The 12,940-nt window shown below is 68.2% G+C and carries 12 protein-coding genes; 3 read left to right on the top strand and 9 right to left on the bottom strand.

Translation table 11 applies throughout. The features are described from left to right. Nucleotides 1-21 precede the first annotated feature (21 nt). Complete coding sequence (locus tag LMQ14_RS17895) at nt 22-771, top strand: dienelactone hydrolase family protein (protein ID WP_267730880.1); 750 nt, start codon at nt 22-24, stop codon at nt 769-771. On the opposite strand, the gene LMQ14_RS17900 is transcribed toward LMQ14_RS17895, so the two are convergent. The 4 genes from LMQ14_RS17900 to LMQ14_RS17915 are packed head-to-tail and all read right to left on the bottom strand — an operon-like array spanning nt 768 to nt 5,081. Further along, nucleotides 768-1,997: a glycosyltransferase gene (locus LMQ14_RS17900; protein ID WP_267730881.1), complete on the bottom strand. Its 1,230-nt coding sequence runs from the start codon at nt 1,995-1,997 to the stop codon at nt 768-770. The two genes, LMQ14_RS17895 and LMQ14_RS17900, sit on opposite strands and share 4 nt — an antisense overlap. Before the next feature lie 20 nt (nt 1,998-2,017). Next, nucleotides 2,018-3,124: an acyl-CoA dehydrogenase family protein gene (locus tag LMQ14_RS17905; protein ID WP_267730882.1), complete on the bottom strand. Its 1,107-nt coding sequence runs from the start codon at nt 3,122-3,124 to the stop codon at nt 2,018-2,020. Further along, on the bottom strand, nt 3,121-4,302 hold the full coding sequence (locus tag LMQ14_RS17910) for an acyl-CoA dehydrogenase family protein (RefSeq protein WP_267730883.1): 1,182 nt from the start codon (nt 4,300-4,302) through the stop codon (nt 3,121-3,123). Before LMQ14_RS17910 ends, LMQ14_RS17905 begins: the two co-directional genes overlap by 4 nt. Continuing rightward, nucleotides 4,299-5,081: an SDR family oxidoreductase gene (locus LMQ14_RS17915; RefSeq protein WP_267730884.1), complete on the bottom strand. Its 783-nt coding sequence runs from the start codon at nt 5,079-5,081 to the stop codon at nt 4,299-4,301. Before LMQ14_RS17915 ends, LMQ14_RS17910 begins: the two co-directional genes overlap by 4 nt. 135 nt (nt 5,082-5,216) lie before the next feature. On the opposite strand from LMQ14_RS17915, the gene LMQ14_RS17920 reads away from it, so the two are divergent. Next, complete coding sequence (locus LMQ14_RS17920; protein ID WP_267735575.1) at nt 5,217-5,546, top strand: PE-PGRS family protein; 330 nt, start codon at nt 5,217-5,219, stop codon at nt 5,544-5,546. Nucleotides 5,547-5,566: 20 nt separating this feature from the next. Here LMQ14_RS17920 and LMQ14_RS17925 read toward each other — a convergent pair whose 3' ends face one another. Both LMQ14_RS17925 and LMQ14_RS17930 read right to left on the bottom strand, forming a co-directional pair. Further along, complete coding sequence (locus LMQ14_RS17925) at nt 5,567-8,794, bottom strand: acetyl-CoA carboxylase family protein (protein ID WP_267730885.1); 3,228 nt, start codon at nt 8,792-8,794, stop codon at nt 5,567-5,569. After that, complete coding sequence (locus LMQ14_RS17930; RefSeq protein WP_267730886.1) at nt 8,791-10,323, bottom strand: class I adenylate-forming enzyme family protein; 1,533 nt, start codon at nt 10,321-10,323, stop codon at nt 8,791-8,793. The genes LMQ14_RS17925 and LMQ14_RS17930 overlap by 4 nt, the downstream gene beginning before the upstream one ends. A 38-nt stretch (nt 10,324-10,361) precedes the next feature. Between LMQ14_RS17930 and LMQ14_RS17935 the strand changes: the two genes are divergently transcribed. Continuing rightward, entirely contained in the window at nt 10,362-11,195 is an 834-nt protein-coding gene (locus LMQ14_RS17935; protein WP_267730887.1) for a thioesterase family protein, read from the top strand. Here the strand turns inward: LMQ14_RS17935 and LMQ14_RS17940 are convergent. The 3 genes from LMQ14_RS17940 to dapB are packed head-to-tail and all read right to left on the bottom strand — an operon-like array spanning nt 11,192 to nt 12,833. Further along, nucleotides 11,192-11,647, bottom strand: a complete 456-nt coding sequence (locus LMQ14_RS17940; protein WP_267730888.1) for a flavodoxin family protein — start codon at nt 11,645-11,647, stop codon at nt 11,192-11,194. The two genes, LMQ14_RS17935 and LMQ14_RS17940, sit on opposite strands and share 4 nt — an antisense overlap. Continuing rightward, entirely contained in the window at nt 11,644-12,099 is a 456-nt protein-coding gene (locus tag LMQ14_RS17945; protein ID WP_267730889.1) for a hypothetical protein, read from the bottom strand. The genes LMQ14_RS17940 and LMQ14_RS17945 overlap by 4 nt, the downstream gene beginning before the upstream one ends. Then, nucleotides 12,096-12,833, bottom strand: coding sequence for a 4-hydroxy-tetrahydrodipicolinate reductase (dapB, locus tag LMQ14_RS17950; protein WP_267730890.1), 738 nt, complete (start codon nt 12,831-12,833; stop codon nt 12,096-12,098). The genes LMQ14_RS17945 and dapB overlap by 4 nt, the downstream gene beginning before the upstream one ends. Nucleotides 12,834-12,940 lie beyond the last annotated feature (107 nt).

Below are 12,940 nucleotides of genomic sequence, written 5' to 3' on the forward strand. Positions count from 1 at the left end.
GTGCGGAGTAGAACGGGTGCCATGCCGAACATTACCGACACCATCACCACCGCCGACGGGACCTGCACCGTCCAGCTATTCACCCCCGAAGGCCCGGACACCCAAGCCCCCCACCCCGCCGTGATCATGTACCCCGACGCCGGCGGCGTCCGCGATACCTTCCAGCAAATGGCGGCCAAACTGGCCGGATTCGGTTACGCGGTGCTGCTGCCGGACGTGTACTACCGCAACGCCGACTGGGCACCGTTCGACATGGCCAGCGTGTTCGGCGACGAACAGGAACGCAAGCGGCTGTTTTCGATGATCGGCAGCCTCACCCAGGACAAGGTCACCAGCGACGCCCGGGCGTACTTCGACTACCTGGCGGCGCGCCCCGAAGTGTCCGGCGAACGCTTCGGGGTGTGCGGCTACTGCATGGGTGGACGCATCTCGGTGACGGTGGCCGGCCGGGTTCCGGACCGCGTGGCCGCCGCGGCGTCCTTCCACGGCGGCGGCCTGGTATCCGACACCGCGGACAGCCCGCACCTGCTGGCTCACCGGATGAACGCCACGATCTACGTGGGCGGCGCCGAAAACGACGCGTCGTTCACCACCGACCACGCCGAACAGCTCGACAAGGCGCTGACGGCGGCCGGTGTGCGGCACACCATCGAGTGGTACCAGGCAGCTCACGGCTTCGCGGTGCCCGATAACGCCCCTTATGACGCGGCCGCCGCGGAGCGGCATTGGGCGGCGATGACGGAAGTCTTCGGTTCGGCCCTGCCGCGCTAGCGCTTTTCCAAGCTCACCGCGTCGAGCAACAACTTCGCGGCCGCCGCCGCACCGTCGGTGCGCATCGTGGCCGCCACCTCGTTCGCGCGGGCGCGGGTGTCGTCTGCCAGGACCAGCTCGAGTGCGGCCGGCAGGGAGCCGTGCGGCGGAGTCGGACCGTCGCATGCGGCGCCGATGCCCAGCTCGGCCACCCGGCAGGCCCAGTACACCTGGTCGGCCCCCTGCGGCACGACGAGCTGGGGCACGCCCGCTCGGGCTGCCGTCGTCGTCGTGCCGGCGCCGCCGTGGTGCAGGACGGCGGCCACCCGCCCGAACAGCGCCTGCTGGTTGACCTCACCGACAGCCATGCAGTCGTCGCGGTCATCGATGGGGGCCAGGTCGGCCCAGCCATGGGAAAGCAGCACACGCCGACCCTGGGCGCGGATGGCCTCGATCGCCATCGGGACGACGTCCTTGGAACCCCACAGCGGCATGCTGCCGAAGCCCACGTACACCGGCGGGGTGCCGGCGTCCAGGAACTCCTCCAGCTCCGCCGCGAGTGGGCGCTCGTCGTGCAGCAGCCACGCCCCGGTCTGCACGACGTGCAGGTCCGCCAGCGGCTGCCATGGGCCCAGCGCCGGGTCGGCGGCCAGCCACGGGTGGTCGGTGTAGGCGTAAGTACGTACGTCGCTTACCGGGGGCAGACCGATCGCCGCCCGGTGGCTGTTGAGCGTCGGGCCGAACAACGTATTGGCGTTGTGGGCGTTGTGGTTCCACATCACCCGGTTATCGATCTCGCTCGTCCCCATGCCGCGGCCGACGTACTCCGGCGGCGGGTGGTAGGGCGATGGCAGGTGGGTCGGATGGTAGCTCGCGTAGACGTAGTGGATGCCGAGTTTGTCGGCCACCGACCGCGCGCCGGCCGCCGTCCACACCAGGGCGGTCGACACCACCGCGTCGCATCCCTGCGCGACGTCGGCGACCGTGTCGAACTGTGCGGCGAGCAGCCCGAGCACATGCCCGCGCACATCCTCCTCCGACGACTGCGTCGCCGCGGTCGTCACCGCGCGTACCGACGGGCCGAATCCCACCAGCGGAATCCCGAAACCGGCTGCCCGCTCGGCAAATTCGTCGTCGGGCGGCGCGCACACCACCGCTTCCGCGCCGAGCGCCTGCAGCTGCACCGCGAGTCCCAGCAGTGGTTCGACGCCGCCGCGCGAATCGTATGTCGACAACAAGACGCGCAAGTCGCTACTCCCTCAGGCGATTACGAGACCGGCAGGTCCACCAGGCCGGCCAGCCGGGCCCGATGACGGTAAGCGGTACCGAACGCCAACTGATCGCTCTTGGCCCGCTTGAGGTACAGGTGGGCCGGATACTCCCAGGTCATACCGATGCCGCCGTGCAGCTGCACACACTCCTCGGCGGCGTGCACCGCGATTCCGCTGCAGTAGGCCTGCGCGATGGCCGCGGCGATGCTCGCGTCGGGATCTTCGGAAGCGCAGGTATCCGCGGCGTAGCGCGCCGCGGCCGTCGCCGAACCGACCTCGAACCACAGATCCGCCAACCGATGCTTGATCGCCTGATAGGACCCGATCGCACGGCCGAACTGCTTGCGCTGCTTGGCATAGGCCAGCGTGGTCTCGAAGCACCACTGCGCCACCCCGAGTTGTTCGGACGCCAGCAGCGCCGCACCGGTCTCCAGCGCGGCCGCCACGGCCGCGTCCGCCCCGGGGCCGGCTCCGACCAGGGTTGACGATGCCGCCGAAAACTGGACATTAGCAAGCGGTCTCGTCATGTCCAGGGCCAGCAGCGGTGACACCTCGACCCCCGGCGCACTGCGGGAGACGGTGTGTAACTCGATGCCGTCGGCGCCCGCGACCGGCACCACCAGCACGTCGGCCTCGGCGGCGCCGGCGACGCTGCTGACCGTCCCGGTCAGGCCGTCGGTGCCGCTGCTCACCCCCGCGATCGGATCGCCGGGCGCGGTGGACAGCGGCACCACCAGCGCCGCGGTCGGCTCGCCTTGGGCCAGCGCGGACAGGGTTTCGGTCTCGCCGGCACGCAACAGCGCGACCGTGGCGAGCACCGCGCTGGACAGGAACGGTACCGGCGCGACCGCCCGGCCGATCTCCTCCATCACGACCGCGGCCTCGCGCGCACTCGCGCCGGCGCCGCCGAGCGACTCCGGCACCAGCAGCCCGGCCACCCCCAGCTCAGCGGCCAGCCGCCGCCAGACACCGGAAAAGTCTTGTGGCGTTGGGTCATACGCCCGGGTCACCACCTCTGGCGCACACTGTTCGGCGAACAGTTGGCGGACGCTGTCGCGCAACGCCTGCTCGGTGTCGGAGTAGAGCAAGTCCCCGATGCTCATCGGTCCAGGTCCTTCCAGGCGACATCCTTGTCGACGCGGTGTTCGCCGGGCAGCCCGAGAATCCGCTCAGAAACGGTGTTGCGCAAGATTTCCGACGTGCCGCCCTCGATCGAGTTGCCGCGCGCCCGCAGGTAGCGATACCCGGGTTCGCGACCGATCAAGTCGACGACTTCTGTTCTGCGCATGGTCCAGTCGTCGTACTGCAAGCCGGACTCGGCGTGCAGCTCGATGTCGAAACCCGAAAGAGCTTGCGCCAGTTTGGCGAAGGCGATCTTCATGCCGGCGCCCTCCGGTCCGGGCTGGCCCGCGACGGCCTGCTGTCCGAGCCGTTGCCCGGCCAGTCGAAGTACTTCGGCCTCCACCCAGAGCCGCATCAGCTCGTCGTGCATCGCGCCGTTGCGCAGCCCCGGCTCGTCACGCCACGCCCGGGTGATCTTCCCGATGATCCCGCCCTCGCGCGGAACGCCGGAGCTGGCACCGATCGCGACCCGCTCGTTGTTGAGCGTGGTGGTCGCGACTCGCCAGCCACCCCCCACCGGGCCAAGCCGATTCGCGTCGGGCACCCGGACATCGGTGAGGAACACCTCGTTGAACTCCGCCTCGCCGGTGATCTGACGCAGCGGCCGGACGTCGACACCCGGTTGCGTCATATCGCAGACGAAGTAGGTCAAACCCGCGTGCTTGGGTACCGTCGGGTCGGTACGGGCGACCAGGATGGCCATCTGCGCGTGCTGCGCCATCGATGTCCACACCTTCTGCCCGTTGACAATCCAGTCGTCGCCGTCGCGGACCGCGCGCGTGGCCACCCCGGCCAAGTCCGACCCCGCACCGGGCTCGCTGAACAACTGACAGTAGACCTGCTCGCCGGTGAACAACGGGCGCAAGAACTTTCGCTTCTGCTCATCGGTGCCGAAGGCCGCGATCGTCGGGGCCGCCATGCCCATCCCGATGAAGTTCTTCACCGTGCCGCCCACCGGCGCGCCGGCCGCGGACAGCCGCGCGTTGACCGCTTCCTGCGCTTTGCGCGGCAGATCCAGCCCGCCGAAGCCCTGCGGCAGGTGTACCCAGGCCAGGCCGGCATCGAATTGCGCGCCAAGGAAATCGCGCGGCTTGGTGGTCGCCGGGTTGTGTTCGTCCAGCAGCGCCTGTATCCGTTTGTCGAGATCGTCCGGACTCATGATTTGCTCCCGGGCCGCATCTGGAAGCCCTGCGCGCCGCCCAGCAGCAGACCGCCGTCCATGACCAACGTCTCACCGGTGATCCAGCTCGCCGCGTCGGAAACCAGGAAGGCCACCGCGTTCGCCACATCCTCGGGCTCACCGATGCGACCGAGCGCAATCTGCGACGCCAGCGGATCCTCGTGGTCCTTCCACAGCGCCTCGGCCAATTTGGTGCGAACGACTCCGGGAGCGATGGCATTCACTCGTATGCCCGGCGACAGTTCCAGGGCCAGTTGTTTGGTGACGTGAATCAGCGCCGCCTTGGTGGCGTTGTACAGCCCCATCGCCGGGGACTGATGCAGCCCGCCGATGGAGGCGGTGTTAACTATTGCGCCTCCGTGCTCGCCCATCCATGCCTTGACAACAAGCGATGTCCACAGCAGCGGAGCCCACAGATTGACTTCGAAGATCTTGGTGAACCGCGCGTGATCCTGGTCGATCAGCGGGCCGTACGCCGGATTGGTGCCCGCGTTGTTGATCAAAATGTCGACGCTGCCGAACGTTTCCAGGGTGAGGTCCACGCAGTTGCGCGCGGCCTCCTCGTCGGCCGCGTGAGCACCGACACCCAAGGCCCGTCCTCCGACTTCCGCTGCGGCCGCAGCCGCGGCCTCCTGCTTGCGGGCGGTCAGCACCACATTGGCGCCCGCGGCCGCCAACTGCTGCGAAATAGCCAATCCGATTCCGCGCGAGGCCCCCGTGACAATCGCAGTACGGCCGGTCAAATCCAGTGAGGTCATCGTTGTACACCTTTGTTTGTGGGGGCCCGAGTTCGCTAGCGGAGAGCGTCGATTGCCATCAATAATCTTTTCCAGAGAGGTTTTGTCCGCGCGCGTGCGTGGTATGCGAGTCGCATGTTAGCGAAATTGACCTTCCTGAAACCACTGGTGGTCGGCGGCGCTGTTGCCGCCGCAATCGCTGCCGCACCGATCGCCGCTGCGGATAGCTTTGCGACCGGCCCGACAATGAGCGGCCCGGCGCCCACCCACGTCATCTTCAAGGACGACCCGGGTGGCGGCGGCTGCGACCCCAACGGCAACTGCGGGTCCGGTGGCCAGAACAGCGGTCCGGGTGGCGGCCCGGGTGGCACCGGCTGCATCCCGGGCGTCGGCTGTGGCTCCGGCGGCCAGAATGCCGGCCCGGGTGGCGTTCCCGGCGGCACTGGATGTCTGCCGGGCGTTGGCTGCGGATCCGGCCACGCCTGATTCCTCTCCGGCACGACCCTTCAGGCTCCCGTCAGCCTGGTGATCCAGGCACGGGAGTCTGAAGGGTCGATTACGTCATCCAGCTCGAACGTCGTGGCGGCCCGAAGAGCCTTACCGTGTTGGTAGGCCGCCGCCACAAGCTTTTCGAATAACTGCTCACGTTCGGCGGCATCGGCCGCGGCGGCCAGCTCCTTGCTGAAGCCGAGGCGTACCGCGCCTTCCAAGCCCATGCCGCCGATCTCCCCCGTCGGCCAGGCGACGGTGAATTGCGGGGCGTGAAAAGAGCCGCCCGCCATGGCCATTGCGCCCAATCCATAACCCTTGCGCAAGATGATCATTCCCAGCGGCACCGTCAGCCGCGCACCGAGCACGAACATCCGGCCGAACCGGCGAACCGCCGCCTGCTTTTCCGCGTCCGGCCCGACCATGAATCCCGGTGTGTCGCACAACGAAATCACCGGCAGCCGAAACGATTGGCACAACGTAAGAAAGTCGCCGGCCTTGTCGGCGGCCTCGGCATCGATCGCACCGCCCAGATGGTGGCTGCTGTTGGCCAGCAGCCCATAAGCCACGCCCTCGACCCGGACGAGCGCGGTGACGATGCCGACGCCGTAGTCGGGGCGCAGCTCGAGGACGGAGCCGACGTCGACGATCGACTCGATCGCCCGGCGCACGTCGTAGGCGCGTAACCGATTCTCCGGCACCACATGTCGGGCCAGCCGTGGCTCCGGGGCTGCCCAGTCGGCGACGCGGCCCTGAAAGTAGGACAGATATTGTTTGGCCAGCGATACCGCGTGCGCCTCGTCCCGCGCGACCAGGCTGACCACCCCGTTGTGCCGCTGCACGTCGATCGGGCCGATCGCCTCGGGCGGGTACACCCCGAGCCCGCCGCCCTCGATCATCGCCGGCCCGCCCATTCCGATGTTGGCGTCCGGGGTCGCGATGATCACATCACACACCCCGGCCAGCGCGGCATTGCCGGCGAAGCAACGCCCGGAAACGATGGACAGCAACGGCACCCGGCCGCGCAGCCCGGCGAGTACCCGGAAGGTCGGCACGTCCAGCCCGGCCGCACCACCGACGTCGGTGTCGCCGGGCCGTCCGCCACCGCCCTCGGCAAAAAGCACCACCGGCAAGCTCTTTCGGGCGGCCACGTCGAAAACCCGGTCCGTCTTGGCGTGGTTGCGCATGCCCTGCGTCCCGGCGAGCACGGTGTAGTCGTAGGACACCACGACCGCCTCGGCAGCCGCCCGCCCGAATCGATCGGCGCCGATGGTCGCCAATCCGGCGACCAGGCCGTCGGCCGGGGTGTTGGCGATCAGATCCTCGTCCGAGCGCCGGCTGCGTTGCGCGGCAATGGCCAGCGCGCCGTATTCGACGAAGCTGCCGTCGTCGATCAGGTCGGCGATGTTCTCCCGGGCGGTGCGGCGACCCTGCTTGTGCCGCTTGGCGACTGCCGCGTCACGGCCCTCGTCAAGGGTGCGCAGATGGCGTCGCCGGAGTTCGTCGAGGTCGGCACGAGGGCGGTCGAGATCGACTGCGGCGATGGCGGATTCGTCGCCGGTGCTGGCTCCGGTGCGGGCGAAGACCACCAGCGGATCTCCGGTTCCGACGACCTGGCCGGGTGTCACGAGATTGCGGATCGTGCGCAGCGCATCCGGCGCGACGAGCACATGCTGCATTTTCATCGCTTCCAACACGACCAGTTGCCCGCCGGGCGAAACCTCGGTGCCCTCGGGTGGGATTTCGACCACGGTGCCGGCCAGCTGGGCGCGCAACGCTTCCTCACCGGGATACAACTCGACGGACGCCACCCGCGTGTCGTGCTCGTGGGTCAGCGCCGCGGCCGCCAGTTCAGGCAGCTTCGCGTCGAGGAAGCCCGTCGTCACCTCGCCCGACTGAATCTGCTTGTCGGACAAAAGCTCTTGTAGGAAGGCGAGGTTTGTCCGGACACCCTCGACACCGAACTCGGCCAGCGCGGTGCGCGCCTTGCGCAGCGCCGCCGGGAATGACGAACCGCGGACATGGGTGATGACCTTGGCCAGCAGGGAGTCATAGCGCGCACTCAACGCCAGCCCGGTCCGGCCGAAGGTGTCGACGCGCACTCCCGGACCACTCGGCGGTGAGAACACCGTCAAGACGCCCGCCCCGGGTAGCACGGTCCCATCCGCCGTCAGGGTTTCCATGTTGACCCGGGCCTGTATCGCAATGCCGCGCCGGGCGGCCGGCTCGCCGATGACTTCGTCACCGTCCGAGGCGATTCCGGACGGCAGCCCCAGCTGGTAGTAGGAGGCACCGCCGGCGATGGCGAGCGCGGCGGCCACCAGGTCTACCCCGGTGGTCTCCTCGGTGATCGTGTGTTCGACCTGAATGCGGGGATTGACTTCGAGGAAGACGAACTTCTCACCGGCCACCAGGAATTCCACGGTGGCCAGCCCGCGCAGGCCGGCTCTGCCGCACAGCCGGGCCGCGGCCAGGTGCAGCTCGCGACGCAGCGCATCCGAAAGTCCTTGCGCGGGCGCTATTTCGATGATCTTCTGGTAGCGCCGCTGGATGCTGCAGTCACGGTCGCCGAGGGCAAGCGCATGCGTTCGTGGCCCGGCCGGCGCGGCGACAATCTGCACCTCGATATGCCTGGCGTCCTCGAGTAGCGCCTCGGCGAACACCGCCGGATTGCCGAATCCCAGTTGCGCTTCCGCGGCACACTGGCGGTAGGCGTTGTCGATCTGGTCGGCACTGTCCACCCTGCGCATACCGCGGCCTCCGCCGCCGGCCAGCGCCTTGATCATCACCGCTCCGTCGTGGGCGGCGAAGAATGCCCGGACTTCCTCGACGCTGCTCGGCCCCACGGTGGCCGGCAACACCGGCACGCCGGCGGCGACCGCGGCGGCACGCGCCGACGATTTGTTGCCGACCACCTCGAGCACGTCGGCGTCCGGCCCCACGAACGTGTACCCGGCGACCGCACACGCACGAGCGAAATCGGCGTTCTCCGAGAGGAAGCCATAACCCGGATGAATCAGCTGCGCGCCGGCATTTTTCGCTGCCGCCAGTATCGAGGACTGGTCCAGGTAGGCGTCGGGACCGCTGCCCGGCAGACCGATCGCCTCGTCCGCCGCATGCACATGCGGACTCTCGGCGTCGTCCTCGGCGTAGACCGCGATCGTTTGCATGCCCAACTCGGTGGCGGTGCGGATGATCCGAAGCGCGATCTCGCCGCGATTGGCGATCAGCAGCGTCGCGTTCATCGGAGCGGATCGCCCCATTGCACTTCGCCGCGAAGCCGGGCCTTGAGTAGTTTGCCACCGGCGTTGCGCGGCAGCGCTTCTGATGCCACCATGACGTACTGCGGAACCTTGTAGTCGGCCAGCTGCCCGCGGCAGTGCTCCAAGACGGCCGACACGTCGATTTGTGTGTCACCGCCGAACAGCACGGCTCCGACCTTTTCCCCCATCACCTCGTCGGGCACCGCCAGCACGCAGGCATCCGCGACGGTGGGTGCGCCCAGCAGCACCGCCTCGACCTCGACGCTGGAGATATTCTCGCCGCCGCGATTTATGATGTCCTTCAGCCGGTCGATGATGTGCACCCGTCCCGCGGCGTCGACCCGAGCCACGTCGCCGGTGTGCAACCAACCGTCGACGATGCTGGCCGCGGAGGCATCCGGTCTATTCCAGTACCCGGCAGTCACATTGGCTCCACGCACCACCAACTCGCCCACCATGGGATCGTCTCCGCTGGGGATCACGCCGAGGTCGACGGCGGGGACCGCATACCCCACCGAGTCGGCGTGGTCGAAAGCATCCCGGTCGGGCAGCACGGTGATCAGCGAGCCAGACTCGGTCATGCCGTAGCCGTTGAACACAACGGCTTGCGGAAACGCGTCTTTCACCGACTGCACCAACGATGGCGCGATCGGCGCTCCGCCGTAGCCCACCCACCGGACACCGGACACATCGGTGTCGGCGAATTCCTTGTGCCGCAGCAATAACGAGTAGATCGCGGGGACGGTCACCATCAGGGAAATGCGCTCGGCGGTCAGCGTGGCGATCAGCTCGTCCAGGTTGAGCGAGGGCATGATCACCGATGCTCCCCCGACCCGAACAGCGACCAAAAGCTGAGTGTTGCAACCGGTCACGTGGAACAGCGGCACCGAGATCAGGGTGCGCAGCCCCTCACCGGCATCGTGGGAAAAGCCCGCACTCCGAACCGCATTCTCGGTGTTGGCCACAAACGCCTCGTGCGTCGTCGGCACGCCCTTGGGCCGGCCGGTCGTGCCCGAGGTGTAGAACAATGCGGCCGTGTCGGCCTTTTCGAGTCCCTCGGCCACATACGGTTGCCCGTCGGGCAGCGGCGCATCCGCGGCCAAGTCCACCCGCGCCCCCGAATCCGACAGCACGAACTCGACCTCGGGCTGCGCCGAGCGCGTATTGACCGCCACCGCGATGCCGCCGGCCATCACCGTGCCCCAAAACGCCAGCACCCAGTTGATTCCCGCCGGGTAGCGCACCGCGACACGGTCACCGCGTTGCACACCGGCCGCGCGCAGTCCGCCGGCGACCCGCGCGGCGCCGTCCCACAGTTGCCGGTAGGTCAATCGCCCGGCACCCACTTCGACGACGGCCTCGCTGTCGGGGCGGTGGTCGAGCTGCTCGGCAAGCATGTCCAGCAGCGTGGCCGGCAGATCGTCGTAGCGCGGGACACCGTCGCTGTCGCGGGACACGCCCGTCGCCGGAAATGGGTTCTGATCGCGCGGGACTTCAATCACTGGAGGCATACCCGATCCTTACTATCCGGTGTCCTATCGTGATAGCGGTGACGATCGACGATTCCGCCATCATGCCCGAGGCGTTCTTCACTGTCGATGGCGACTCCTACGTTCCGGGAGCGCTGACGCAAGGGCCGTGGGGTGCGGCGATGGGCGGTCAGATCGTCGGGGGCCTGTTGGGTTGGGGCATAGAACAATCGGGCATCGATCCCGACTTCCAGCCCGCCCGGCTGACGGTCGATCTGTTGCGACCGGTGCTGCTGCGGCCGGTGCAGATTCACACCTCGATACAGCGAGAAGGGCGCCGCATCAGGCTGGTCGACGCCGCACTGATTCAGCGCGACACCGTCGTCGCGCGGGCCAGTGCGCTGTTTCTGCGCCGCGGTGACCATCCCGATGGCCAGGTGTGGTCCTTTCCGGTGCAGATGCCGCCGCTGCCGACGTCCTACGACGGCTTCCCGGCCGACATGCCGTTTCTCATCTGGGGATACGGGGCCACCTTCGAAGGCAGTCCCGGCATCGCCGCGGGCGAGTGGGAGCAGTCCCACGCCCAGAAGTTCGCCTGGGCCCGGCTTTTTCGCCCGATGGTGCACGGCCACCCGCTGACGCCGTTTACCCGCCTGGCCTTCGCCGGTGACATCACGAGCTCGCTCACGCATTGGGGCACAAGCGGATTGCGCTACATCAATGCCGACTACACCGTCACCGCGAGCCGATTGCCCGACGGCGAATTCATCGGGCTGGCCGCCCAAAGCCACTACGGCACCGCCGGGGTGGCCACCGGCGCGGCCACCCTGTTCGACTGCCACGGCCCGATCGGCACCAGCTCGGCACTGGCCGTGGCCCAGCCGGCCGACGCGTTCAAACCGACCCACACCTAGCCCATCAACGTCGCGGCGAGCGTTCCGCCCAGCTCGTACGCTTGCTCCCGCACCGCGGCGTCGACGGCGCCGACCACCTCCAGCACCTCGGCGGCTTGGGCCAGCGACAGCCCGCTGGCCAGCTTGTTCACGGCCGCGGCAGCGCCGACGGTGTCGTTGTTCCCGTGCACCCACAGCCCGTAAGGACGGCCCGACACATGGTCGAGGCTCGGGTAGTACACGGTGTCGAAGAAGTGTTTGAGCGCACCGGACATATAGCCGAAGTTGGCGGTGGTGCCGAACAGATAGCCGTCCGCATCGAGCATGTCGGGCAGTGTCGCGGCCAATGCCGGCCGGGAGACGACGTCGACGCCGTCGATCTCCGGATCGTTGGCTCCGCCGAGCACCGCTTCGAGCAGCTCGCGGGTGGCCGGCGACGGAGTGTGGTGCACGATCAGCAGCGTCTTGCTCACGGGCGTGCCTCCAACTCGACGGCCGTCTTCATGGCCTCGCGAGCGCGACGGCGATCCCCCGCGTAGTCGTAGGCCCGGGCCAGCCGATACCAATGCCGCCAATCGTCGGGATGGGCTTCCACCTCGGTGCGCACGGTGGCGAACAGCTCGTCGGCCGCAGCGCGCTGGATACGACCGGACGGCCGCCGTGGCAGTGCGCTGGCATCGAGTTCCATTCCGTCGTCGGCGATCAGGCGGGCCAGCTTCTGGTGCGCGAATCCGGCCCGCAGCGTGGTGATCATCGCCCACAGCCCGATCACCGGCATGATCAATACCGCCAGCCCGAGGCCGACGGCGGCGGCCCGGCCCGAGGCGATCATCGCGACGGCCAACCGCCCCAGCAGCACGAAGTACAGCAACATCGCCGCGCACAGGAACGCGATCAGCAATTGCGTGCGCAGCGACCTGCTCATTGCAGGTTGAGCAGGGGCTCCAGCCCCACCGTCAGCCCGGGGCGTTCCCGAACTCGGCGCACCGCCAGCAGCACGCCCGGCACGAACGACGTGCGGTCCAGGCTGTCGTGGCGGATGGTCAACGTCTCGCCCTCCGTGCCGAACAGCACCTCCTGGTGCGCGACCAGCCCGGCCAGCCGCACCGAGTGCACCGGAATCCCGTCGACGTCGGCGCCACGCGCACCCGGCAGGCCGGTGCTGGTGGCATCGGGGTTGGGCGGCAAGCCTTTTCGGGATTCGGCAATCAGCTTGGCGGTTCGGGTCGCGGTGCCCGACGGGGCGTCGGCCTTGTGCGGGTGATGCAACTCGACGACCTCTGCGGAGTCGAAGAAGGGGGCGGCCTGCTTCGCGAAATGCATGGACAGCACGGCGCCGATCGCGAAGTTCGGCGCGATCAGCACGGAGGTATTCGGGCTGTCGGCAAGCCAGGACTCGACCTGCTGCAGCCGCTCGGCGGTAAAGCCGGTGGTACCGACCACGGCGTGAATTCCGTTGCCGATCAGGAACTCTAGGTTGCCCATCACCACATCGGGGTGGGTGAAATCGATCACGACCTCGGTATTGTGGTCGGTCAGCAGGCTCATCGGGTCGCCGGCGTCGACCTCGGCGGACAAGGTCAGGTCCTCGGCGGCCTGCACACCGGCCACCATCGCCGACCCGACTTTGCCCTTGGCTCCCAGCACTCCGACCCGCATGTTCTTCACCCTAGACGGGCGGTCCCGCGGGCTTTGTCCACAGTCGCGCCTTTGTCCACAGGCGGCGTTACTGCGCTGGTTCGAGCCGATCAACCGGCATAAAATTC

It is taken from the genome of Mycobacterium sp. Aquia_213, from assembly GCF_026625985.1.
Classification (GTDB): Bacteria; Actinomycetota; Actinomycetes; order Mycobacteriales; family Mycobacteriaceae; genus Mycobacterium.

Bases quoted from the DNA above. Each gene is read 5' to 3' on its own strand.
- LMQ14_RS17930 (WP_267730886.1), bottom strand. From the start codon at position 10,323: ATGCCTCCAGTGATTGAAGTCCCGCGCGATCAGAACCCATTTCCGGCG.
- dapB (WP_267730890.1), bottom strand. From the start codon at position 12,833: ATGCGGGTCGGAGTGCTGGGAGCCAAGGGCAAAGTCGGGTCGGCGATG.
- LMQ14_RS17915 (WP_267730884.1), bottom strand. From the start codon at position 5,081: ATGACCTCACTGGATTTGACCGGCCGTACTGCGATTGTCACGGGGGCC.
- LMQ14_RS17945 (WP_267730889.1), bottom strand. From the start codon at position 12,099: ATGAGCAGGTCGCTGCGCACGCAATTGCTGATCGCGTTCCTGTGCGCG.
- LMQ14_RS17925 (WP_267730885.1), bottom strand. From the start codon at position 8,794: ATGAACGCGACGCTGCTGATCGCCAATCGCGGCGAGATCGCGCTTCGG.
- LMQ14_RS17905 (WP_267730882.1), bottom strand. From the start codon at position 3,124: ATGAGCATCGGGGACTTGCTCTACTCCGACACCGAGCAGGCGTTGCGC.
- LMQ14_RS17895 (WP_267730880.1), top strand. From the start codon at position 22: ATGCCGAACATTACCGACACCATCACCACCGCCGACGGGACCTGCACC.
- LMQ14_RS17910 (WP_267730883.1), bottom strand. From the start codon at position 4,302: ATGAGTCCGGACGATCTCGACAAACGGATACAGGCGCTGCTGGACGAA.